The 22423-nt window shown below is 70.2% G+C and carries 22 protein-coding genes and 1 riboswitch; of the genes, 8 read left to right on the plus strand and 14 right to left on the minus strand.

Annotation, left to right across the window (positions count from 1 at the left end):
* Positions 1–5: 5 nt before the first annotated feature.
* From IF78_RS0118665 to IF78_RS0118685, 5 genes are all read right to left on the minus strand, one after another.
* Positions 6–1202 (minus strand): hypothetical protein, encoded by a 1197-nt coding sequence (locus IF78_RS0118665; RefSeq protein WP_031483297.1) that lies wholly within the window; start codon positions 1200–1202, stop codon positions 6–8.
* Between the two features lie 241 nt (positions 1203–1443).
* Positions 1444–2457, minus strand: coding sequence for a C40 family peptidase (locus IF78_RS0118670; protein ID WP_031483296.1), 1014 nt, complete (start codon positions 2455–2457; stop codon positions 1444–1446).
* 240 nt (positions 2458–2697) lie between these two features.
* The gene (locus IF78_RS0118675; protein ID WP_031483295.1) at positions 2698–3732 is read right to left on the minus strand and encodes a C40 family peptidase; all 1035 of its coding nucleotides are present in this window, start codon (positions 3730–3732) and stop codon (positions 2698–2700) included.
* A gap of 211 nt (positions 3733–3943) precedes the next feature.
* On the minus strand, positions 3944–5287 hold the full coding sequence (locus IF78_RS0118680) for an NYN domain-containing protein (RefSeq protein WP_031483294.1): 1344 nt from the start codon (positions 5285–5287) through the stop codon (positions 3944–3946).
* A gap of 39 nt (positions 5288–5326) precedes the next feature.
* The gene (locus IF78_RS0118685) at positions 5327–5566 is read right to left on the minus strand and encodes a hypothetical protein (RefSeq protein ID WP_031483293.1); all 240 of its coding nucleotides are present in this window, start codon (positions 5564–5566) and stop codon (positions 5327–5329) included.
* A 166-nt stretch (positions 5567–5732) separates the two neighbouring features.
* Here IF78_RS0118685 and IF78_RS0118690 point away from each other — a divergent pair, with 166 nt between their 5' ends.
* The 7 genes from IF78_RS0118690 to IF78_RS0118720 all read left to right on the plus strand — a co-directional run bounded on the left by IF78_RS0118690 (position 5733) and on the right by IF78_RS0118720 (position 12087).
* Positions 5733–6491 carry a rhomboid family intramembrane serine protease gene (locus IF78_RS0118690; protein ID WP_031483292.1) on the plus strand — a complete coding sequence of 253 codons (759 nt, stop codon included), beginning with the start codon at positions 5733–5735 and terminating at the stop codon, positions 6489–6491.
* Entirely contained in the window at positions 6488–6769 is a 282-nt protein-coding gene (locus IF78_RS0118695) for an Lrp/AsnC family transcriptional regulator (protein ID WP_031483291.1), read from the plus strand. The genes IF78_RS0118690 and IF78_RS0118695 overlap by 4 nt, the downstream gene beginning before the upstream one ends.
* A 74-nt stretch (positions 6770–6843) precedes the next feature.
* On the plus strand, positions 6844–7137 hold the full coding sequence (locus IF78_RS0118700; RefSeq protein WP_031483290.1) for a hypothetical protein: 294 nt from the start codon (positions 6844–6846) through the stop codon (positions 7135–7137).
* Between the two features lie 231 nt (positions 7138–7368).
* A complete protein-coding gene (locus tag IF78_RS0118705) occupies positions 7369–8733 on the plus strand; it encodes a sensor histidine kinase (protein WP_031483289.1) in 1365 nt (454 codons plus the stop codon).
* Complete coding sequence (locus IF78_RS0118710; protein ID WP_031483288.1) at positions 8730–9392, plus strand: response regulator transcription factor; 663 nt, start codon at positions 8730–8732, stop codon at positions 9390–9392. The genes IF78_RS0118705 and IF78_RS0118710 overlap by 4 nt, the downstream gene beginning before the upstream one ends.
* Positions 9393–9469: 77 nt before the next feature.
* Complete coding sequence (locus IF78_RS0118715) at positions 9470–10885, plus strand: SLC13 family permease (RefSeq protein ID WP_031483287.1); 1416 nt, start codon at positions 9470–9472, stop codon at positions 10883–10885.
* Between the two features lie 8 nt (positions 10886–10893).
* Positions 10894–12087: a glycerate kinase gene (locus IF78_RS0118720; protein ID WP_031483286.1), complete on the plus strand. Its 1194-nt coding sequence runs from the start codon at positions 10894–10896 to the stop codon at positions 12085–12087.
* Here IF78_RS0118720 and IF78_RS0118725 read toward each other — a convergent pair.
* From IF78_RS0118725 to ctaE, 6 genes are all read right to left on the minus strand, one after another.
* Entirely contained in the window at positions 12042–13409 is a 1368-nt protein-coding gene (locus IF78_RS0118725) for an aminotransferase class V-fold PLP-dependent enzyme (RefSeq protein ID WP_031483285.1), read from the minus strand. The genes IF78_RS0118720 and IF78_RS0118725 overlap by 46 nt on opposite strands.
* A 173-nt stretch (positions 13410–13582) precedes the next feature.
* Positions 13583–13699: riboswitch (SAM riboswitch) on the minus strand.
* Between the two features lie 100 nt (positions 13700–13799).
* Positions 13800–14864, minus strand: coding sequence for an anthranilate phosphoribosyltransferase (gene trpD / locus IF78_RS0118735; protein ID WP_031483284.1), 1065 nt, complete (start codon positions 14862–14864; stop codon positions 13800–13802).
* 157 nt (positions 14865–15021) lie between these two features.
* Positions 15022–16659 (minus strand): cytochrome bc1 complex cytochrome b subunit, encoded by a 1638-nt coding sequence (gene qcrB / locus IF78_RS0118740; RefSeq protein ID WP_031483283.1) that lies wholly within the window; start codon positions 16657–16659, stop codon positions 15022–15024.
* Entirely contained in the window at positions 16656–17705 is a 1050-nt protein-coding gene (qcrA, locus tag IF78_RS0118745) for a cytochrome bc1 complex Rieske iron-sulfur subunit (protein ID WP_031483282.1), read from the minus strand. Before qcrA ends, qcrB begins: the two co-directional genes overlap by 4 nt.
* Positions 17702–18514, minus strand: coding sequence for a cytochrome bc1 complex diheme cytochrome c subunit (gene qcrC, locus IF78_RS0118750; RefSeq protein ID WP_031483280.1), 813 nt, complete (start codon positions 18512–18514; stop codon positions 17702–17704). Before qcrC ends, qcrA begins: the two co-directional genes overlap by 4 nt.
* An 80-nt stretch (positions 18515–18594) precedes the next feature.
* Complete coding sequence (gene ctaE / locus IF78_RS0118755) at positions 18595–19215, minus strand: aa3-type cytochrome oxidase subunit III (RefSeq protein ID WP_031483278.1); 621 nt, start codon at positions 19213–19215, stop codon at positions 18595–18597.
* A gap of 145 nt (positions 19216–19360) precedes the next feature.
* On the opposite strand from ctaE, the gene IF78_RS0118760 reads away from it, so the two are divergent.
* A complete protein-coding gene (locus tag IF78_RS0118760; protein WP_031483276.1) occupies positions 19361–19762 on the plus strand; it encodes a response regulator in 402 nt (133 codons plus the stop codon).
* A gap of 94 nt (positions 19763–19856) precedes the next feature.
* On the opposite strand, the gene IF78_RS0118765 is transcribed toward IF78_RS0118760, so the two are convergent.
* The 3 genes from IF78_RS0118765 to IF78_RS0118775 form a co-directional block, all read right to left on the minus strand.
* On the minus strand, positions 19857–21122 hold the full coding sequence (locus IF78_RS0118765) for a L,D-transpeptidase (RefSeq protein ID WP_031483273.1): 1266 nt from the start codon (positions 21120–21122) through the stop codon (positions 19857–19859).
* Positions 21123–21253: 131 nt separating this feature from the next.
* Complete coding sequence (locus IF78_RS0118770) at positions 21254–21652, minus strand: cytochrome c oxidase subunit 4 (protein ID WP_031483271.1); 399 nt, start codon at positions 21650–21652, stop codon at positions 21254–21256.
* A partial coding sequence (locus IF78_RS0118775) for a cytochrome c oxidase subunit I (RefSeq protein WP_031483269.1) occupies positions 21649–22423 on the minus strand: 775 nt, incomplete at its 5' end. The genes IF78_RS0118775 and IF78_RS0118770, both read right to left, overlap by 4 nt.

A 22423-nucleotide genomic window follows, 5' to 3' on the forward strand; every position in this document is an offset into this window, starting at 1 on the left:
CTGGATCAGCCGCCGAGCCGAGCCCGTAGATAGTCCCGCCACTCCTCCGTGAACTCCTCCAGCGACGTCCCGAGTACGTCCTTCAGCGCACCCTCGACCGCCCCTGCCCGCCCCTCGTGCGCGCTCACGGCCCGGTAGAACTCGACGAGTCTGACCTCGCCCCAGCGCTCCGCGATCATCCGGCAGGCCATCCACCCGCCCTCATAGGCCCGCGCCAGCCTGCCCGAGTCGCCGGTGAAGCCGAAGTCCGCGTCGGCGGGGAGCGCCTCCGGCACCCGGCCCTCGGTCACCGCATGCCACAGCTCGGGCGCCGCCTGGGACGGGGAGCGGCCGCTGCCGAGATAGCCGACCCAGTCGGCGTAGCCCTCGGAGAGCCACAGGGGGGTGGCGGCGGTGGTGTGGGCGCGGGTGGCGACGTGCGTGGCCTCGTGGGTGAGGACGACCTGTTTGCCGGTGGCGCCGAGCACCCCGTACGCGTCGGGGTTGACGATGATCCGGTCCGCGGGCGCGTCCGCCGGGGCGCCGGTCTCGCCGGTGGTGACCGCGGCGATCCCGCGGTAGGAGGAGGCCGGCGAGCCGAGGAGGCCCGCCATGCCGGTCAGCGACTTCGGTACGAGGACCACGACTTGCCGGGACCATTCGGTGCCCCACGCCTGCGATACGGCGGGCACCGCGTCGTCCGCCAGCTCCGCGTACCGCCGCAGCGCGGCCTCGGACTGCCCGACGCCCATGACCAGGCTGTGCTCACCCCGTACGACGCTCACCCGGCCCTGGTCCCACAGCTGCTCGGCGGAGCCCTTCGCGGGCCGCTCGGCCTCGACGTACCAGCCGCCCCCGGCGTCCAGGCTCAGGTCGATCGTGCGGCCGGCGCTGACGGGGGACCGGTCGTAGCCCCGGACGCGATAGCGCAGCTCGGCCTCGGCGGTCGCGGTGTCGCCGGTGCGGTGCAGGCTGGTCAGGCGGTACGACCAGTCGGCGAGGGGCAGCGCCCGCAGGTTGCGGAACCAGCCCTCGTCGCCCGTGCGCAGGAACGCCGCCTGGTCGCGGTCGAGTATCGCCGCCGCCCGCGCGTCCAGGACGCTCTGCACCTCGGCCCGCGCGCTGTCGGTGGCGGGCCGCCCGCCGCACCCCACGAGGGAGACGAGCAGCAGACAGAGCGCCGCGACGACCCACGTTCCCGACGCCCGCCTTCGACCAGCCACTTCACGATCGTACGGCGGGGAAGGCGCGCGAAGTCAGACCCGCGTTCAGACCTACGGCAGGACGGCGTCCCGCCCGGCGGTGAAGCCCTCCGGACCCGGGTGCGCTCCCTCAGAGCCTGTGTCACAGGCTCTCAGGCCGCGCCAGCCATTCAGCACGGCACGCACCGATGCCCGCGCGCCGGGCCGTTCAGCTCGGCGACCCGCGGTGCCCCGGCCGTACCCCGGCGGGAGTCGGCCCGCGTCAGACCCTGGTGACCGTCGCGCCCGGCATCATGCCGACCGGGTCGTAGCGCACCGGTGCGCCGGGGTAGGGCGCGTGGATCACCTGGCCGTTGCCGACGTACATCCCGACATGGCTGGCGTCGGAGCGGTAGGTGACGACGTCGCCGGGCTGGGCCTCGGAGAGCGGCACCTGCCGGCCGGCGTACCGCTGGCCCTGCGAGGTGCGCGGCATGGCGACGCCGGCCTGGGCGTACGACCACTGGATCAGGCCCGAACAGTCGAAGCCGGAGGGGCCGTTGGCGCCCCAGACGTACGGCTTGCCCAGGGCGGAGTGGGCGGCGGCGAGGGCGGCGGCCGCGCGGCCCGAGGGCGGGACGGCGCCGCCGAGGCCGGGCATGACGTCGCGGCCGGAGCGGGAGGCGCGGCCGTAGGCGGCGCGGTCGCTCGCCGTGAGCGTGTTGAGGAGCCTGCGGGCCTGGGCGAGTTTGCGCTCGACGGTCCGCTTGTGGGCGGCGACGGCCTTGCGGCTCTTCTCCAGTTCGACGAGCTTCTTCGCCGCCTCGGCGCGCTCCTGGGCGAGGGCGCGCATCGCGTCCTGGAGGGCCTCCAGCTCGCCGGCCTGGTGGGCGCTGATCCGGGCGATCCGGGCGGCTCTGTCGAGATAGTCGGCCGGGTCGTCGGAGAGCAGCAGGGCGAGGGAGGGGTCGAGACCGCCGGACCGGTACTGCGCGCCGGCCAGCGAACCCAGGGCGTCCCGCATGGAGTTGATGCTCTCCTGCTGCCGGGCGATCCGGTCCTGCGCCCGGCTCACCTGGTCGCGGAGCTTGTCGGCGCGCTCGTCGGCCTGGTTGTAGGCCTCGGTGGCCTTCTCGGCCTCCTCGTAGAGGCGGTCCACCTTGGTCCGGGTGTCGTCGTGCGGCGTGGCCTTCGCCGGTACGACCCCGAGGGCCGTGGCGGCGGCTGACATGACGCAGAGCGCCGCACCGGCGCCCCGGTCGAATCCGGACGTTGCAAGACGGCGATGGGACCCCACGGGAAGCCGCTCTCCTTCCGCTCGCGGACAAGGACCGTTCCCCCGGCAGCGGGGGAAACGCGGCAGACAGTAGCTCCGTGTCGGGGCGGCGACCAACGACCGCCGTGGGCACACAAAGTGACGCCCCGCCTCTGACGCAGGTCATCGGCGGGGCGCGGGGTCAGCGAGTGCTGTCGTGATTCGCTCGTTCGGGCGGCACGTGGTGTTGATCTTGGAGGCGTACGGAGACGTACGGCCGGGTCAGATCCGGACGCCGAACTGGAACGGCATGTTGTTGATCGACTCGTAGCGGACGACCGTGCCGGTGCGCGGGGCGTGCAGGATCTGGCCGTTGCCCGCGTAGAAGCCGACGTGGTGCAGGTCGCCGTAGAAGATCACCAGGTCGCCGACCTTGAGCTCGGACTGGCTGTAGATGCGCGTGCCGTAGCTGGCCTGGGCCTGCGAGGTGCGCGGGATGGAGACGCCGGCCTGGGCGAAGGCCCAGGAGGTCAGGCCCGAGCAGTCGAAGGAGGACGGACCGGAGGCGCCGTAGACGTAGGGCGAGCCGATCTTGCTCTGGGCGGCCTGGAAGGCGGCCATCGCGCGGCCGGAGCCGGTGGCGGCGTTGCCGAGGTCCACGCGCTCGGCGGAGGAACGGCTGGCGCGCTCCTCCTCGGCGGCCATGGCGGCCTTCTCCGCGGCCGTCAGGGTGTTGAGCAGCTTCTGCGCCTCGGCGAGCTTGGCCTGGACTTCCTTCTTCTTCTTGCCCAGCTCGGTGCGAGTGGCGGAGAGGTCCTTGAGCTTGTCGGCGGCCTCGGCGCGCTGCTGGGACAGCTCGCGCTGCTTCTGCTGGATCTTCTTCAGTGAGTCGACCTGCTGGGCGCTGAGCTGGTCGGCGGTGGACGCCTTGTCCAGGTAGTCGTCCGGGTCCGAGGAGAGGAACAGTTGGAGGGAGGAGTCGATGCTGCCGGTGCGGTACTGGGCGGCGGCCGCGAGGCCCATCGCGTCGCGCAGCTCGTTGAGCTCTTCCTGGCCGCGGGCGACGTTGTCCTGGATGGTGGAGATCTCCTTCTGGAGCTTCCCCTGCTTCTCCTTGGCCCCGTTGTACTCCTCGGTGGCGTGCTCCGCCTGCTCGTAGAGCTTGTCGACCTTGGCCTTGACCTCGTCTTTGCTCGGCTTCTCGCTGGGGGCAGCGTTGGCCGCCTGAGAACTGATGGCCACGGCAGCAGCGGCTGCGGTGGTCAGCACGGTCACCCGTGCTCGGCTCGGCTGCTTGGGTCGACGGTGGGACGCCACTGAGGTGAAACCCTTCTTGTGAGTGATCACCCGCTCGGAGGTTCGAGGCCAGACCCTAGTGACCCAGTTGTGATCAGATCAAATCCTCACACGAAAATTCTCGTCACACTGGTCATTCTTTACACACAACTCACATCAGGTGACGCAGGCTTGACGCTGAGTCGCGCGGGATTGACGCCAATTCGGGCATTGCGCCTGTACGTTGGCGTTATCAGGACAGTCGCTTGAGAAGCACCGCAGAAGCCACCGGCCGCGCTCCGGCCCGGGCCACCCCGTCGGCCACCTCGCGGTCGGTCGAGGCGACGATGACCGGACGGCCCGGCGGCTCGGCGCGCACCAGTTGGCGGATCAGTTCGTCGGCGGTCACGCCGGGTTTCGAGAACAGCACCCGCACGCCGCGCGGCGGCGCCAGCAGCACCGGCGCGGCCAGTTCGGCCCCGTCGAAGACGCAGGTCACCTCGGCGCCGGTCTGGGCGGCGAGCTGCGAGAGCTGGCCGAGCAGCCGCAGGCGCTGCTTCTCCAGCGGCATCTGGGGATAGCCGGTCTTGGTGACGTTGTAGCCGTCGACGACCAAGTGCGCCTGGGGCAGGGCGAGGAGCTGGTCGAGGATCGCGGGGTCGTTCTCGGACAACGCCCGTGCGGCGATGTCCTTCGGGGTCATTCGTCCCGGTTCGACCGCGTCCACGGTCTCGGCGGGCCGCACGGAGACCGGCGGCAACGCCAGCTCGCGGCGCAGCCCTTGGGCCGCGTCCAAAAGGGTGTCGAGGAGCAGCCGTACGCGCATGTCCTCGACGCTGCGCCCCTCGCGTGCCGCTCTGCGCGTGGCCTCCAGGGCCGCCTCGGCCTCCCCGAGCCGCGCCTTGAGCCGCCGGGTCTCACTCTCGGCCGCGGAGATCTGGGCCTGCCCCTCGGCGCGCACGGCCTCGATCTCGCCATGCGCCTTGCGCAGGGCGGCCTCGCCGCGCTTGACGTCACTGAGGGCGGAGCGCAGCTTTCGGTGCAGCGATTCGGCTTCCTTCTTCGCCGCGTCCAACTCGGTGCGCAGCCGCTCGGTCTCGGCCCGGGTGTGCTCCCGGGCATGGCCGAGCTCCTCGCGCAGCCGCTCCAGCTCGGCGCGGTTCTCGTCGTCGGCGCGCTCGGCGTCGGCCCGCTGGGCCTCCTCGCCGGCCGCGGTGACCAGCTTGACCCAGCCGGTGGGCCGCAGAACATAGGCCGCGGCCGCCACGTCGAGCGGGTCCGCGGCCGCAGGCGCCGAGCCGGAGTCGAGAGCGCCGGAGAGCTCCGGCTGGGCCTCTCTGAACTTCTCCCCGATGCGCTGCCGGAACAGCGGATCGGTCTCCAGCGCGGCAGCCATCGCGTTGCCGGCGAACTTGGCCCGGCGGTTCGGTGCGAACCGGGCGTACTGCCGCAGTTGCGCGGGCAGTTCGCCGACGGTCAGCCCGCCGAAGCCGTCGGACACGATCTGGACGACCTTGCGCCGCACACCGTCGGGCAGCGGACGGTCGAGCACCTCAGCGGCGCCGTCGCCCGGCCCCCCGCCTTGTGTCTCCACCATCCGTCAACACCCCAATTGCCTGTGCGGGGCCTGCTCCCCTCAGGAGCCGGCGCCCGGCCTGTCCACGAGTTCCACCTTGTCCACGGCGTTGCACCAGCGGCAGCGCACGGACTCGATCGTCTCACTGAGCACCTCACGCTCCTCGACCTTGGGCTCACCGGCCAGATCGAGGTGGACGTACTCCACGACCCTGGACGAGCGCGTCACGTCGAAACGCGTGAGGTTGCCGCAGAGGGTGCAGCGCCAGCGCGTCGTGGCGGTGGGCAGGGGAACCGTCATCGTGACTGTGCTCTTTCCTTCTAGGCCTTCTATTGTCCGCGACGCCCCGGGCTCCCCGGTGCGTGTGGCTCGTAACCCTACGGCCTGGCGGGTACCCGCCGCCTGTCCGTCTCGGGCGGCGAGGCGGTCTGTGCGCGTGCGTCCGGTTACGTCATGCTCTGTGTTCATGATCGGCAACTGGAGCGTGGTGCATTTCGGGACTCGGCTCGGCAGGGCGGGCCGATCCGTCCCGCGGTCGCCGGCGCCGGTGACGTACGGGCTGATCGCGCTGTGCTGTCTGCTCTTCCTGACCGGCCCGGCGGCTGGGCTCAATCCGGCGTACGGCTCCGGCGAGGGGCTGCTCGCCGCGCAGCGGGCCTATTTCCACCGCTGGGGCGTGGTCCCCGCCGAGCTGTTCGAGGGGGCGCCCCGGGCCGCCCTCACGCCTGCCACGGCCCTCTTCGTGCACGGCAGCTGGGTGCACCTGCTCGGCAACATGCTCTTCCTCTACGTCTTCGGCGTGATGACCGAGGAACGGATGGGCCGCGTCCAGTTCACGCTCTTCTATCTGGGCTGCGGCTATCTGGCCCTGCTGGGCTACGCCGCCGCCAACGACGACTCCACCCAGTCCCTGGTCGGCGCGTCCGGGGCGATCTCGGCCGTCCTCGGCGCGTTCCTGTTCCTCTTCCCCGGGGCACGCGTGACAAGCCTGCTGCCGTTCCTGCTCTTCCTGCCGCTGCGCTTCCCGGCCTGGGTGGTCCTGCCGTTCTGGGTGGCCCTGCAGTGGGTGGCGGCGGGGCGGGCGGATCAGGGGCCGGGGGTGGCGTATCTGGCGCACCTGGTGGGCTTCGGGCTGGGCTTCGGCTTCGCGTGGGCCCGCTTCGGACGGCCTACTAGAGTGAAGCCCACCCCAGCTCCGGCCCCCGAGGGAGAGAACCAACCGTGATCACCGCGATCGTCCTCATCAAGACCAGCGTGGACCGGATCCCCGAGATCGCGGAGCGGATCGCTTCGCTGGAGAGCGTGACCGAGGTCTTCTCGGTCACCGGGACGTACGACCTGATCGCCATGGTGCGGGTGAAGCAGCACGAGGATCTCGCCGAGGTCATCCCCGGCCGGATCAGCAAGATCCCCGGCGTCGAGGCCACGGACACGCACGTCGCGTTCCGTACCTACTCCCAGCACGACATCGAGGCCGCCTTCGCCATCGGCCTGGACAGCTGAGCCGCGCTCCAGGATGAAGGGTTCTTCATCCTGGGCTCATCCGCACCGCCGGGAGCCCGGGCAGGATCGGCCGTATGGTCTTCTCGCACCGGATCGCGGCCCTGGCCGCCGTCGTGGCGATTCCGCTCGGCATCGCCGCGACCAGCTTCGCCCTCACCGACCAGCCGGAGTCGCCGAAGGTCCCGCCCAAGGTGGAGCTGGACAGCGGCTCCCCCACGCCGACGCCGACCCGGCCCACACCGACGCCGAGCGACGAGGTCGTCTCCAGGCCCCCGGTGACCGACAGCTCCGCGAGTGACGACGATGACGACGCCCCCGACCGGGAGACCCCGGACGACGACCGCGGTGAGCTCGGGGACGACGGCTAGCGAGTGCCACCGAGATCAGGACGGCTGCCGGGAACCGTGCCCCGTGGACGGGCCGAGCCGCGGCGACGGGAGCACCCCTGCGGGGGAGACCGTGCGGCCGCGACGCGGAGGACGGAGCCGGATGCACGTGCCAGACCCCACGGCGCCGGCATGACCCGGGAGACGCCACGCGGTCCCGGGGGCCGGCGGATCTCCGCCCGGGTCCGCATCCTGCTCTGGCTGCTGCTCGTGATGGCCGTCGGGCTCGCGTCGGTGGCGGCGACCACGCGCTCGATCCTGTTGCGGGACGTCGACCACCGGGTGAACGGGCTGCTCGCCCAGGAGGCCGGCGAGTTCGCCAACTTCGAGGAGCGGGGCGTCGATCCCGAGACCGGCCGCCCGTTCACGGACCCGTCCCGGCTGCTGCACGAGTTCCTGGAACGGCAGTACGCCGACCCGGACGAGGAGCTGATCGGTCTGGTGGGCCGGCCGGGCCAGACCCCGGCGCAGCTCCGCCAGCAGCGCGACATCCACGTCGCCCTGCCCCTGCACGAGGACGCCGACGCCCGCCGCCGCATCTTCGACTCCCCGGACTCCACCGGCACGCTGCACCGCGCGTCCGGCGAGATCCGCTGGGCCAAGGTCACCGTGGCACGGGCCGGCGGCCAAACGGAGGCCGCGTTCGTCGTCGCCTTCCACCCCGGGCGCGAACAGGCCGCCGTGAACGAGGAGTTCCGCATCCTGCTCGCCATCTCCGGCGTCGCCCTGCTGATGATGACCGGCATCGGCTGGGCGGTCGCGGGGCGGATCCTGAAGCCCGTGCGGCTGGTGCGCACCGCGGCGGCGCAGCTGACCGAGCAGGACCTCACCCGTCGTATCCCCGTGCACGGACGCGACGACATCGCCGCGCTCGCGGAGACCTTCAACGCGATGCTCGACCGGCTGGAGCGCGCCTTCGCCGCCCAGCGGGAGTTCGTCGACGACGCGGGCCACGAGCTGCGCACCCCGATCACCATCGTGCGCGGCCATCTGGAGCTGATGGGCGACGACCCGGCCGAGCGCGAGGAGACGATACGGCTGGTCACCGACGAGCTGGACCGGATGAGCCGCATCGTCGAGGACCTGCTGCTGCTCGCCAAGGCCGAGCGCCCCGACTTCCTCACCCCGGAGCCGGTCCAGCTCGCCGAGCTCACCGCCGACGTCTACGTCAAGGCCCGCACCCTCGGCGAACGCAACTGGCAGCTCGCCGAGGTGGCCGACGTCGAGGCCGAGCTGGACCCGCAGCGGATCACCCAGGCGATGGTCCAGCTCGCCCAGAACGCCGTGCAGCACACCGGGCCCGGGCAGACCGTACGGATCGGCTCCCGTGCCGACGGGCCGGGCATCGAGCTGTACGTCGCCGACTCCGGGTGCGGTGTCCAGCCGCAGGACGCCGACGTGATCTTCGAACGGTTCCGGCGCGGCACGTCCCGCCGCGGCGCCCGCGGCTCCGGCGCCGGGCTCGGCCTGTCGATCGTCCGGGCGATCGCGGAGGCACACGGCGGCCGGGTGGGGCTGCGCGACACGGAGGGCGGCGGCGCCACGTTCGTACTGGCACTGGGAGAGGGACACACGTGAACCGGATCCTCATCGTCGAGGACGAGGAGCGCATCGCCTCCTTCGTCGAGAAGGGCCTGCGGGCCAACGGGTTCACCACAACTGTGGTGGGCGACGGCGACGCCGCGTACGAGTACGCGGTCACCGGCGGCTTCGACCTGGTCGTCCTCGACATCGGCCTGCCCGGCCGCGACGGCTTCACGGTGCTGCGCGAGATGCGCGAGGCCCGGGTGACGGTCCCGGTGATCGTGCTGACCGCGCGGGACTCCGTACGGGACACGGTGGCCGGTCTGGAGGGCGGCGCCGACGACTGGATGACCAAGCCGTTCCGCTTCGAGGAACTGCTCGCCCGGGTGCGCCTGAGGCTGCGTACGGCGGCCCGGGTGCCCGAGGTGACGGTGCTGCGGTCCGGCTCGCTCACCCTGGACCTGCGCACCCGGCGGGCCCGGGCCGACGAGCGGACCGTGGATCTGACAGCCCGTGAATTCGTGCTCCTGGAGCTGTTCCTGAGGCACCCGGGACAGGTACTGTCCCGCGAGCAGATCCTGTCGCACGTGTGGGGCTACGACTTCGACCCCGGCTCGAACATCGTGGACGTGTACGTGCGGGCGCTGCGCAAGAAGCTCGGCGCCGAACGGGTCGAGACGGTACGCGGCGTGGGGTACCGGCTGTCCGCCTGAAGCCCCTTCTCGCCGCGTGAAGTCTCTTTCATGTACGGCTCATCGAAGGCTCACCGCCCGGGTGAACCCTCGATGACGTGACCCTGAACCTCCGACTGAGCGCGGCCCTGTGCGCGGCGCTCTCCCTGTGCGCGCTGCTCGCCGTGCCCGGCAACTTCCCGGGCCTCGGCGCCGAGGCCCGCCTCACCCTCGCCGTCTTCGCCCTGGCGACCTGCGCCTGGGTCGCCACCCCGGTCGACGACACCTACATCGCGCTGGGCGCCGGACTCGCGCTCACGGTGACCGGCGTGATCAGCAGCGACACGCTCTTCGGCACTCTCGGCGACTCCACGGTGTGGCTGCTGATCTGCGCCTTCGTACTGGCGGCCGCGGTGACCCGGACCGGGCTCGCGGGGCGGGCGGCGGCGTTCCTGGTCGGCGGGGCACGCACGGTTCGGCAGCTCGTGCACCTGACCACGGCCGCCCTGGTCGTCACGGCGTTCGCGGTGCCGGCCACCTCGGGGCGGGCCGCCCTCGCGCTGCCGGTGTTCCTCGCGCTGGCCAAGGCGCTGGCCGACCGGCGGCGGCTGGTCGTGATGCTGGCGCTGCTGTTCCCGGCCGTGATCCTGCTGTCGGCGGTGGCGACGCTGATCGGGGCGGGCGCGCATCTGATCACCGTGTCGGTGCTGTGGCAGGCGACCGGTGACCGGATCGGCTTCACGGAATGGCTGCTGCTGGGCCTGCCGCTGGCCGTGGCGTCCTCCCACCTCGCCGCCGAGACCGTACTCCTGACCAGCACCCGGCGCGCGGACCGCAAGGGCCCCGTGCGCATCACCCCTGAACAGATCCAGGAGAACTGCGACCACCCGGTCACCGGCCCCTGGTCGCAGGCGGAGAAGCGGTGCGCGCTGCTGCTCGGCACGGTCGTCGTGCTGTGGTGCAGCGAGCCGCTGCACCGGGTGCCGCCCGCGGTCGTGGCGCTGATCGGCGCGGTGGTGGCGGCCTCGCCGGCCCTCGGCACCGTGCATTTGAAGGACGCCCTGAAGACGGTTCCCTGGTCGCTGCTGCTGTTCATGGCGGCGACGATGGCGATGGGCGTCGCGCTCGCCGACTCCGGGGCCGCGAAATGGCTGGTCGACGGACTCCCCGCGGGCACCAGCCCACTGCTGTTCCTGACCGTGGTCGTCGCGGTCAGCACGGCGGCCCACCTGGTCCTGCAGTCCCGCTCGGCCCGCTCGTCGGTCCTGGTCCCCTTGGTGGTCGCGGCGGCCGTCGGCGCCGGCGTCAACCCGGTCGCCGCCGCGCTGGCCTCCACTGCCGCGGCCGGCTTCTGCCACACCCTCCCCGCCTCCGCCAAGCCGGTCACACTCTTCTCCGACCTCCCCGGCACCCCCACCTACACCCCGCGCGACCTGCTGCGCCTGTCCGCCGTCCTGGCCCCGCTGACGGCCGCCCTCGTCCTGCTGTTCGCCGTCGCGGTGTGGCCGCTGCTCGGCGTACCTGTCACGCGCTAGGAGATCTGATGCTGACCCGAGTCGTCGTAGCCCCCAGTGGCTTCAAGGAGTCGCTGTCCGCCCAAGCCGCCGCCGAAGCCATTGCCGACGGGGTGCGGCGGGTGCTGCCGGACGCCGTGCTCGACCTGATCCCCCTCGTCGACGGCGGCGAGGGCACGGCCGCCGCACTGGCCGCCGCGACCGGCGGACGGCTCGTCGCACTTCCCGCCACGGGCCCGGTCGGCGAACGGCTCGGCACTCACTTCGCGCTGCTCGGCTCCCAGCACACCGCGGTCGTGGAGATGGCCGCGGTCGCCGGGCTGTCCCTCGTCCCCCGCGCCCTGCGCGACCCGGGCGCCACGACGACGTACGGCGTCGGCGAACTCGTCCGCGCCGCGCTCGACACGGGGGTACGGCGCGTCCTGATCGGCTGCGGCGATTCGGGTACGTCCGACGGGGGCGCCGGCGCGCTTCAGGCGCTCGGTGCCCGCCTGCTGGACGCGGACGGCTTCGAACTCCCGCCGGGCGGACGTGAGTTGACGCGCCTGGCCCGGATCGACCCGACCGGCCTTGACCCGAGGCTGCGGGACGTCGAGCTGCTCGTCGCCTGCAACCCGTACAACGTGCTGTGCGGCGAGCGCGGCGTGGCCCGGGTCTTCGGCCCGCAGAAGGGCGCGACGCCCGCGCAGGTGGAGGACCTGTCGGCGGGGCTGGAGAATTGGGCGCGAGTCCTCACCCGTGACCTGGGGGTCGTGGACACGGACCTGTACGGCGGCCCCGGCACCGGCGCGTCCGGCGGCCTGGGCGCGGGCCTCGCCGCACTGGGCGCCCGTCTCCTCCCCCGCTTCGACGTGCTGCTCGACCACCTCGACCTGGACGCCCGTCTCGCCCGCGCCGACCTGGTCGTCACCGCCGAGGGCGCCCTGGACCACCAGACGCCCCGCGGCAAGGTGCCGGCCGAGGTGGCCCGCCGGGCCAAGCTGTACGGCCGTCCGGTGCTCGCGCTGGCGGGCACGCTGGGCGAGGGCGCCCACGAAGTGCCGGGCGTGGACGCGTTCAGCGGGATCCTGCCGGCGCCGATGGCCCTGGCGGAGGCCCTGGTCCGGGCCTCCGAACTCCTCACGGACGCCACCGAACGCGCCCTGCGGATGATCCTGCTGGGCGCCCGGCTACCGGCTCACGCGGAGGTGTCCGGAACGCAACGCCCGTCCTCCGTGCGGTAGTTCCACCGCGCCCCGTCCTGGACCAGCTCCCGTACGGCGCCCACGAACCGCTCGACATGCTCGTCAGGGGTACCGGCCCCGAAGCTCACGCGGATGGCGTTGAGGGACTTCTCGCCGGGCGCGGCTTCCGGGGCACCGCACTCGCCCTGCGCCTGCGGGTCGCTGCCGAGCAGGGTCCGCACGAGCGGGTGGGCGCAGAACAGCCCGTCCCGCACACCGATGCCGTACTCGGCGGACAGGGCGGCGGCGAAGTGGGAGCTGTTCCAGCCCTCCACCACGAAGGAGATGACACCGACGCGCGGGGCGTCGTCCCCGAAGAGGGAGAGGACGCGGACCGCCGGGACCTCCGCGAGCCCCTCCCGCACCTTCTCGATCAGGTACTGCTCGCGGGCGACCAGGTTGTCGAACCCGGCCTCGGTGAGGGCCTTGCAGGCGGAGGCGATGGAGTAGGCGCCGATGACATTGGGCGACCCGGCCTCGTGCCGCGCGGCACTCTCGTGCCACTCGACATCGACCCCGCCGTCCTCACGCCTCGTCACCTTACGGCTGGCCCCGCCGCCCGCGAGGTACGGCGCCGCCTCGCGCAGCCAGTCGGCGCGGCCGGCCAGGACGCCGGAGCCGAACGGGGCGTACAGCTTGTGGCCGGAGAAGGCGACCCAGTCGACGTCGAGGTCACGAACGCTGACCGGGTGGTGCGGGACGAGCTGGGCGGCGTCGAGCACGATGCGGGCGCCGTGCGCATGGGCGGCGGCCGCGAGTTCCCGTACGGGCCACAGCTCGCCCGTGACGTTCGACGCGCCGGTGACGCACACCAGTGCCGGGCCGTAAGGGTCGCGGTCGGCGAGGGCGCGCTCCAGGGTCTCGACGGCCTGGCGGGGGGTGCGGGGTGCGTTGAGGTAGGTGACGTGGGCGTCGCGCCAGGGCAGCAGGGAGGCGTGGTGCTCGGTCTCGAAGACGAAGACCTGGCAGTCGGCCGGGAGGGCGGCGGCGAGGAGGTTGAGCGAGTCGGTGGTGGAGCGGGTGAAGACCAGCTGGTCGTCGGGGCGGCAGTCGAGGAACTCGGCGACCGTCCGGCGGGCGTTCTCGAACAGGTCGGTGGAGAGCTGCGAGAGGTAGCCGGCACCGCGGTGGACGCTGCCGTAGTACGGGGCGTAGGCGGCGACGTCGTCCCAGACGCGCTGCAACGCCGGTGCGCTGGCGGCGTAGTCGAGCGCGGCGTAGGTGACCTCGCCGCCGGTGACGAGCGGGACGGTGACATCCCGGCCCAGAACGGGCAGGGGGGAGCAAACGGACTGGTCGGCGGCAGCGGTGGAGACGGACATGGCGGAACTCCCGTGAAGGCAGGTGGAATTCACCGCGCGAGCGCAGGGAAAACAGGGCGGCTCGAGCGTGGTGAGTGTGAAAGGGGATGCGGAGGCGGGGCTCTGCGGCCCTATCGCATTCGCTTGCTCACGGAAGACTCCCTCGAACGACCAGGACCCCTGGTTTCGAGAGGGGCCCGCGCTTGCCGCAGACCTCGCTGCCTACGGCCTGGTCTTCACCCGGGGCACCCCGCCACGGACGGAGGGTTGCCGGACAGTCGGCCGGGGCCTCATGACTGTCACTCATGACCTGGTACGGAAAGCTACGTGAACTGATCGTCGTCCCGCAACCCGTGTCCGGATCGCGGGACGACATCGGTGTGGGCTAGGGCCCCTCCGGCGGATCAGGCCCTAGGCGTTGCTGGCGGCCACCCACAGATCCAGCGTCCGCTTCGCCGCCCCCGAGTCGATCGACTCGGCCGCCCTCGCCATGCCGAGCCGGATCTGCTCGGTCAGCGGAGCGTCCGTCGGCTCCAACGCCGCCAGCGCCGCCGCCGAGTTGAGCAGTACGGCGTCCCGTACGGGCCCCGTCTCGCCCTCCAGCAGCCGTCGCGCGACCTCCGCGTTGTACGAGGCGTCCGCGCCCCGCAGCGCCTCCACCGGCACCAGGTCGATGCCGACGTCGCGCGGGTCGAAGCTCTCCTCGGTCACCTTGCCGTCGCGGACGACCCACACCCGCGAAGTGGCCGTCGTCGTCAGTTCGTCGAGACCGTCGTCGCCGCGGAACACCAGCGCGGACGAGCCGCGCTCGGCCAGTACGCCGGCGATGAGCCCCGCCATCCGGGTGTCGAAGCAGCCGACGGCCGAGGAGGTGACGCGAGCCGGGTTGGTCAGCGGGCCGAGCAGGTTGAACGAGGTCGGAATCCCCAAGTCCCGCCGGACGCCACCGACGAACCGCATCGAGGGGTGGAACTTGGCCGCGAAGCAGAAGGTGATCCCGGCCTCGTCCACCACCCGCGCCACGCCCTGTGGCGACAGGTCGAGGTTGATGCCGAGCTTCTCCAGCACGTCCGAGGAGCCGCTCGCCGAGGACGAGGCCCGGTTGCCGTGCTTGACGACCTTCGCACCGGCGCCCGCGATCACGATGGCGGACATCGTGGAGATGTTGACCGTCTTGGCCCGGTCACCACCCGTGCCGACGATGTCGACGGCCGGTCCGGGAATGTCCAGCGGCTGCGCGTGGGCGTACATCGCCTCGACGAGACCGTTGATCTCCTCGACCGTCTCGCCCTTGGCCCGCAGCGCCACCATGAAGCCGGCGATCTGGGCGTCCGAGGCCTCGCCGCTCATGAAGCGGTCCATCGCCCAGGCCGTGTCACCGGCGCTCAGGTCCTGTCCGGCGAGCAGGGCACTCAGCACCTCGGGCCAGGAACGGCCCGCCGCGGTGTCGCCTCCAGCGGGGGTCACAGCGCTCATAAGCCGCTCCTGGGTCACCTGGTGTCCCGCACTACGGGACGCGAGTCTCAACGGGTCCACCCTATCCAGCCCGCGGGCACGAAGAAGGGCCCCGTCCGAACACCGGACGGGACCCTTCAACCGTGGCGTGGCTCAGCAGCCCTGGCGAGGTCGGCGATCAGTGGTGGCCGTGGCCGCTCGTGATCTCCTTGTACTCCTCGACCGTCGGCTTGGGGATCTGGCCCTCCTCGCCGAAGTACGACTTGCTGAGCTTGGCGCGCAGCTTCTCGGAGCCCTTCACCTTGCGCTCGACACCGTTCTCGTCGACCGTCGGGCCGATCTCGGCCGGCTTGTACTGCTCGTGCGCGGTGAGCGTGTGCAGCGCGTCCTGGCTGAGCGGCTCGTGGACCTCGATGAACTCACCGTGCGGCAGGCGCTTGATGATGCCCGACTCGCGGCCGTGCAGCACCTTGTCCTTGTCCCGGCGCTGCAGGCCGAGGCAGATGCGCTTGGTGATGACGAACGCGAGGACCGGTCCGGCGAAGAACCCGATCCGGACGAACCAGGTGACCGCGTTGATCGACAGGTGGAAGTGGGTGGCGATGATGTCGTTGCCACCACCGATCAGCATGATCATGTAGCCGGTGACCCAGGCGACACCGAAGGCCGTACGGGTCGGGGCGTTGCGCGGCCGGTCGAGCAGGTGGTGCTCACGCTTGTCGCCCGTGACCCAGGACTCGATGAACGGGTAGAGGGCGATCACCCCGAGGAAGAGGCCGAAGAGCACCAGCGGGACGAAGACGCCCAGAACGAGCGTGTGGCCCCAGAAGTTGATCTCCCAGCCGGGCATGGCACGGACCAGACCCTCGGCGAAGCCCATGTACCAGTCCGGCTGGGCACCCGTCGACACATGGTCGGGCCGGTACGGGCCCATGGCCCAGATCGGGTTGACGGACGCGATGCCGGCGAGCGCGGCGATGACACCGAAGACCAGGAAGAAGAAGCCTCCGGCCTTGGCCATGTAGACCGGCAGCAGCGGCATGCCGACGACGTTGTTGTTGGTCTTTCCGGGACCCGCGAACTGCGTGTGCTTGTGGTAGAAGACCAGGATCAGGTGGCCGACCACGAGCCCGAGCATGATGCCCGGCAGCAGCAGGATGTGGATCGAGTAGAACCGCGCGACGAAGTCGACGCCCGGGAACTCTCCGCCGAACAGGAACATCGAGATGTACGTCCCGACGATCGGGACCGACAGGATCGCGCCCTGGGTGAAGCGGACACCGGTACCGGAGAGCAGGTCGTCCGGGAGCGAGTAACCGGTGAAACCGGTGAACATGCCGAGGACGAACAGCAGGAAGCCGAACAGCCAGTTGATCTCACGCGGCTTGCGGAACGCGCCGGTGAAGAACACGCGCATCATGTGCACGAACATGCCGGCGAGGAAGATGATCGCCGCCCAGTGGTGGATCTGCCGGACGAGCAGACCGCCACGCACGTCGAAGGAGATGTGCAGCGTCGAGCTGAACGCCTCCGACATCAGCGTTCCCTGCAGCGGGACGTAGCTGCCGTGGTACTCCACCTCGTTCATCGACGGGTGGAAGAACAGCGTCAGGTACACACCCGTGAGGATGATGATGATGAAGCTGTAGAGGCAGACCTCACCCAACATGAACGACCAGTGGTCGGGGAAGATCTTGCGCATGTTGGCCTTGGCCAGGGAGTAGATCCCCAGCCGGCCGTCGGCCCAGTCGGCGACGCGCTCGCCGGCCGGTGCCTTCCCGCGGGAACGGGACTCGGTGGTCTCTGTAGTGCTCATCCGCGCTCCCAGAATGCAGGACCGACGGGCTCCTCGAAGTCGCCGAGCGCCTGGAGGTAGCCCTCATCGTTCACACCGATGCGCAGCTGCGGCAGGGCGTGACCGGCGGGGCCGAAGATCACCCGGGCACCGTCGGAGAGGTCGAAGGTGGACTGGTGGCAGGGGCAGAGCACGTGGTGCGTCTGCTGCTCGTACAGGGAGATCGGGCAACCGACGTGGGTGCAGATCTTCGAGTACGCGACGATGCCCTCGTGCGACCACTCGAGCTCGCGCTTGTCCTTGATGTCGTCGGGCTGGATCCGGACGATCATCAGGGCGGCCTTGGCGATCTCGTTCTGGAAGTCGTGGTCGTGCTCCTCCAGGCCCTCCGGCTTGGCGAAGGTGAGGGAGCCGACCGCGACGTCCGAGGGACGCAGCGGCTCGTTGGTGTTCATGTTGACGAGCAGCGCGCCCTTGCGCCACAGCGTGTGGCGGAGCTTCGTCTCGGGCAGCGGACCGAGGTCACGCAGCAGGACGACGCCGGAGAGCGGGAACAGGGCCAGCGCACCGAACATCGTGTTGCGGATCAGCTTGCGGCGACCCAGCGCGGACTCCTTGGCGCCCTGCTTGAAGTCGGCCATGACCTTGGCCCTGACCTCGGGCTCCGCCGCGATCGGGTGCCGCTCGTCCGCGACCTCATGGTCGGACATCAGCGTGCGGGCCCAGTGGACCGCGCCCGCGCCGATGCAGAACAGCGCCGCCCCGAGGGTCAGGCCCAGCGCGAAGTTCATCGCGTTGATGTGCCCGATCGGGAAGACGAAGATCGACTTGTCGTGCGGGATCGCCACGAACGAGGCGATGAACCCGATGGTGGCCAGCATCGACACCGTGAACAGCAGGGCGACCGTGCGCTCGGACCGCTTGGCGGCCCGCTCGTCGATGTCCTGGATCCGGTGCTCGTGGGGCGGCAGGCCGGGGTCGGCGAACGGGTCCTTCTCGTCCGCTACCGCGACGTGGGCGTCCTGCTCAGCGGGCAGGTTCTCTTCTGGAATGTCTTGGCTACTCATGACTTCTTGGCCTTTGCGGTCCGGGCGGCGACCCACACGGCGATGGCGATCAAGCCGCCGAGTCCGAAGATCCAGCCGAACAGACCCTCACTGACCGGCCCGAGGCCGCCCAGCTCCAGACCGCCCGGGTTGACCGTCTCGTCGCTGTTGACCGCGTTCAGGTACGCGATGATGTCCTTCTTGTTCTGCTCCGACAGCGTGGTGTCGGGGAACGACGGCATGTTCTGCGGGCCGGTCTGCATGGCCTCGTAGATGTGCTTCGGGTCGACGCCCTCGAGCGTCGGCGCGTACTTGCCGTGCGTCAGCGCGCCGCCCTTGCCGGTGAAGTTGTGGCACTGGGCGCAGTTGTTACGGAAGAGCTCGCCGCCCTTGGCGATGTCCGCGCCCTCGGGGCCGTACTGCTCCTCGGTCGGGACGGACGGGCCGGCGCCCAGCGAGGCGATGTACGCCGCGAGCTGGTCGATCTGGGCCTGCGAGTAGATGTTCTTCTTCCGCGGGACCTGGGCGCCCTGGGAGGTGGCGGCCGGCATACGGCCCGTCGAGACCTGGAAGTCGACGGCGGCGGCGCCGACGCCCACCAGGCTCGGACCGTCGGTGGTGCCCTGACCGCCGGTTCCGTGGCAGCTGGCGCAGCCGACGGCGTAGAGCTTCTTGCCCTCTTCGATGGTGAGGGACTGGGCGGTTTCCTCGGCCTGCGCCTTGTCCGCGGGCGCGAACACGGCGTACAGCCCCCCCGTGCACGCCAGCGCGAGGAGTAGGACGACGACTGCCGCCAGCGGATGGCGTCGTCGTGCGGAGAGCTTTTTCACGGATTACCCCGGTGTCAGGATCTTCTGCGTCGATGCTTCTGGTATGTGCGTTTGTGGAACGCGCGCGGGATCGGGCCCGGCTACTTGATCATGTAGATCGTGGCGAAGAGGCCGATCCAGACGACATCGACGAAGTGCCAGTAGTAGGACACGACGATCGCGGCGGTCGCCTGCTCGTGCGTGAACCTCTTCGCCGCGTAGGTGCGGCCGAGGACCAGCAGGAAGGCGATGAGACCGCCCGTCACGTGCAGGCCGTGGAAGCCGGTGGTCAGGTAGAAGACCGAGCCGTACGGGTCGGACGAGAGCGAGAGGCCCTCGTGCTTGACCAGCTCGGTGTACTCGTACACCTGACCGCCGATGAAGATCGCACCCATGATGAAGGTGACGATGAACCAGCCCCGGAGCTTCTTGACGTCACCGCGCTCGGCGGCGAAGACGCCGAGCTGGCAGGTGAGGGAAGAGAGCACCAGGATCGTGGTGTTCGTCGCCGAGAACGGGAAGTTCAGGGCCGCGGCCTTCTCGTGCCAGAAATCGGGCCCCGTCACCGATCGCAGGGTGAAGTACATCGCGAAGAGGGCCGCGAAGAACATCAGCTCGGAACTCAACCAGATGATGGTTCCGACGCTGGTGAGGTTCGGTCGGTTGACCGACGGGTGCGCGTGACCCTTGTCTACTGTCGTTGCTGTCGCCACGACCGACATTATGTCGGTCGCTTATCCCGCCCTCACTCCGGGGGGTGCCGTTCGGAGTGTCTTGGGTGTTCATACCGGTGTTGACGTGGTGTTCAAGGGAGTAGCATCCGGCCCAACGGGCCTGTCCTTACGACGCTGACGTCACGGAGGAACAATGCAGCCGACCGCCACGGTGCTGGTCTACAGCGACGACTCCAACACCCGCGAGCAGGTGAGGCTGGCTACCGGACGCCGGCCCGCGCCGGACGTTCCTGTGGTGCGGTTCGTGGAGTGTGCGACTCCGGCCGCCGTCATCAAGGAGCTGGACAAGGGCGGGATCGACGTCTGTGTCCTGGACGGCGAGGCGGTGCCCATGGGGGGCATGGGGGTGTGCCGGCAGATCAAGGACGAGGTGTTCAACTGCCCGCCGGTGCTGCTCCTTATCGGGCGGCCGCAGGATGCGTGGCTGGCCACGTGGAGTCGGGCTGAGGCGGCGGTGACGTTGCCTGTGGAGCCGGTGGAGTTCGCCGGGGCGCTGGCTTCTCTCTTGCGGACGAAGCGGCTTCAGAGCGCCTAGGAGCTCGATTCAGCTTGTGGTCCGGCGGCTGCGGGTCGTGGGGGGCTGGTCGCGCAGTTCCCCGCGCCCCTTGGTTGGCTGTCGGCCTGTTGGCCTAGATGCTCTGTGGCCTCAACCTCGCCCGTTCCGACGGGCTCGGGCCCTCAGGTGTGCCGGCCACCAACGCGCTGCCGTTGCGCCAGTTCTGCCACGGCAGGTTCCAGTCGCCGAAGCCGTTGCCGAAGGGTTCCATCGTGTTGCCGTACGAGTTGATGACCTTGACGATGTCGCCCTCGCGGATGTTGTCGAAGAACCACTGGGCGTTGGCGGTGCTCATGCCGGTGCAGCCGTGGCTGACGTTGGCGTAGCCCTGGGAGCCGACCGACCAGGGGGCCGCGTGGACGTACTCACCGCTCCAGGTCACGCGGGTGGCGTAGTAGACGGGTAGGTCGTAGGACTCCGCGGAGCCTTCCGCTATGCCGATGCTCGTGCCGCGCATGCGTACGAAGTACTCCTTGGCCAGTACGACCTTGACGCCGTTGCGGGTCTCGAAGCCGGGCTTGCCCGTAGTGACGGGCATCGACCTGACCGCTTCGCCGTTCCGGTAGAGCGTCAGCTGGTGGGAGGCGGCGTCCGTGACGGCTATGACCTGGTCGCCGATGGTTATTCGCAGGGGCTTGACCTTGCCGCCCCATATTCGGTCGCCGATCTTGACGCCTTCGAGACTGCTGCGGGCCTGGATCGTGGCGCCGGTGGGCCAGTACTCCTTGGGGCGGTAGTGGAGTTCCTTGTCGTTCACCCAGTGCCAGGTGCCGTCCACGGCGGGCGTGGAGTCGACCTTCAGGGCCCGTTCGACTATGGCGCGCTGATTCCTGTCCTTGAGGGGCTGGTTCAGCGTGGCGGTGATGGGCTGGCCCACGCCGTACTTGCCCGCCTTCGGGCCGAACTCCACCGTCAGGTGCTTCTCGGTGGTCGGCATGCTGGTGTCGAAGGTGAGGACCTTGCGGCCGGGGGCGCCGTCCTCGTCCTCGGTGCTCACCCGCACCGTGTAGCGGGCGTTGGCGGCGAGCGGGGAGGTGCTGTGCCAGCGGGTGCCGTCGGCGGAGAGTTCGCCCGCGACGTAGCGTCCTGCGGCGTCCCTGGCGGTGACGTCGGTTATTCGCCCGTCGGAGTCCTCCGCGGTTATCTCCAGGGGCTTGTCGGGGTCGGCCTTCTTGCCGTCGCCCGAGGGGCCGTTGAAGGCGATCTGGTCGGCCGCGTCGTAGGGCTCGGCGGCCAGCGGGTTGCCGTCGCTGCCGCAGGCGGCGGCGTTCGCGCCGAGTGCGGCCAGCAGGAGCGTGCAGCCTATGACGGTCTTCGTGCGCGGGGGTCTGTTGCTCATGGCTTCACGCTAGGAAGCGGCGTCAACGGCGGCGCGCCAGGTGACGCGTACGGGTGATCCTGATTACGGCAAAAGCAGGAGCCCGGACCCTCCTGACGGAGTATCCGGGCTCCCTGTGAGCTCAGCTCGTGTTACTGGGTGCGGTTCTCACCGCGGTAGTACTCGAAGACCCAGCCCCAGATGCCGACCAGGATCAGCGGCGCCGAGAAGTACATCAGCCACCAGCCGATCGCGATCGACAGGAAGGCGAGGGCGCCGCCGATCGCGAGGGAGAGCGGCTGCCAGCTGTGCGGGCTGAAGAACCCGACCTCGCCGGCGTCGTCCGCGACGTCCGCTTCCTTGTTGTCCTGTGCGCCGACGTCGACCCGCCTGGCCGTGAAGCCGAGGTAGAAGCCGATCATGATGCACAGACCGAAGGCCAGGAAGAGGGCCGTGGTACCGGCCGGCTCCTTCGACCAGACGCCATAGACGACAGCCATGGCGAGGACGAAGACGCTCAGCCAGGTGAACATCGTGCCTTGGGTCTTCACTTGCCGGCCTCCTTGCCACCAGCCAGAGCCTTGTCACCGTGAGGGGCGTTCTCGAGCTCGTCGAGCGCGGCGATCTCAGGGTGGTGCAGGTCGAACGCCGGAGATTCGGAACGGATCCGCGGCAGGGTGAGGAAGTTGTGCCGCGGCGGCGGGCAGGACGTGGCCCACTCCAGCGAGCGGCCGTAGCCCCACGGGTCGTCGACACCGACCGGCTTGCCGTACTTGGCCGTCTTCCACACGTTGTAGAAGAACGGCAGCAGCGACGCGCCGAGCACGAACGAGCTGATCGTCGAGATCGTGTTCAGGGCGGTGAAGCCGTCCGCCGCCAGATAGTCGGCGTAACGACGCGGCATGCCCTCCGCACCCAGCCAGTGCTGGACCAGGAACGTGCCGTGGAAGCCGATGAACAGCGTCCAGAACGTCATCTTGCCCAGGCGCTCGTCGAGCATCTTGCCCGTCCACTTCGGCCACCAGAAGTGGAAGCCGGAGAACATCGCGAACACGACGGTGCCGAAGACGACGTAGTGGAAGTGGGCCACCACGAAGTACGAGTCGGAGACGTGGAAGTCCATCGGCGGCGAGGCCAGGATGACACCGGTCAGACCACCGAAGGTGAAGGTGATCAGGAAGCCGGTCGCCCACAGCATCGGCGTCTCGAAGGACAACGAGCCCTTCCACATGGTGCCGATCCAGTTGAAGAACTTCACGCCGGTGGGTACGGCGATGAGGAACGTCATGAAGGCGAAGAACGGGAGGAGTACGCCGCCTGTG

The organism is Streptomyces bicolor (assembly GCF_000719285.1).
Classification (GTDB): domain Bacteria; phylum Actinomycetota; class Actinomycetes; order Streptomycetales; family Streptomycetaceae; genus Streptomyces; species Streptomyces bicolor.

What these genes read in the sequence shown, in the direction of transcription:
- IF78_RS0118680 (WP_031483294.1), bottom strand. Translation starts at nt 5,287, where the DNA reads ATGGTGGAGACACAAGGCGGGGGGCCGGGCGACGGCGCCGCTGAGGTG.
- IF78_RS0118685 (WP_031483293.1), bottom strand. Translation starts at nt 5,566, where the DNA reads ATGACGGTTCCCCTGCCCACCGCCACGACGCGCTGGCGCTGCACCCTC.
- IF78_RS0118690 (WP_031483292.1), top strand. Translation starts at nt 5,733, where the DNA reads ATGATCGGCAACTGGAGCGTGGTGCATTTCGGGACTCGGCTCGGCAGG.
- IF78_RS0118700 (WP_031483290.1), top strand. Translation starts at nt 6,844, where the DNA reads ATGGTCTTCTCGCACCGGATCGCGGCCCTGGCCGCCGTCGTGGCGATT.
- IF78_RS0118705 (WP_031483289.1), top strand. Translation starts at nt 7,369, where the DNA reads ATGGCCGTCGGGCTCGCGTCGGTGGCGGCGACCACGCGCTCGATCCTG.
- IF78_RS0118720 (WP_031483286.1), top strand. Translation starts at nt 10,894, where the DNA reads ATGCTGACCCGAGTCGTCGTAGCCCCCAGTGGCTTCAAGGAGTCGCTG.
- IF78_RS0118725 (WP_031483285.1), bottom strand. Translation starts at nt 13,409, where the DNA reads ATGTCCGTCTCCACCGCTGCCGCCGACCAGTCCGTTTGCTCCCCCCTG.
- trpD (WP_031483284.1), bottom strand. Translation starts at nt 14,864, where the DNA reads ATGAGCGCTGTGACCCCCGCTGGAGGCGACACCGCGGCGGGCCGTTCC.
- qcrB (WP_031483283.1), bottom strand. Translation starts at nt 16,659, where the DNA reads ATGAGCACTACAGAGACCACCGAGTCCCGTTCCCGCGGGAAGGCACCG.
- qcrA (WP_031483282.1), bottom strand. Translation starts at nt 17,705, where the DNA reads ATGAGTAGCCAAGACATTCCAGAAGAGAACCTGCCCGCTGAGCAGGAC.
- ctaE (WP_031483278.1), bottom strand. Translation starts at nt 19,215, where the DNA reads ATGTCGGTCGTGGCGACAGCAACGACAGTAGACAAGGGTCACGCGCAC.
- IF78_RS0118760 (WP_031483276.1), top strand. Translation starts at nt 19,361, where the DNA reads ATGCAGCCGACCGCCACGGTGCTGGTCTACAGCGACGACTCCAACACC.
- IF78_RS0118765 (WP_031483273.1), bottom strand. Translation starts at nt 21,122, where the DNA reads ATGAGCAACAGACCCCCGCGCACGAAGACCGTCATAGGCTGCACGCTC.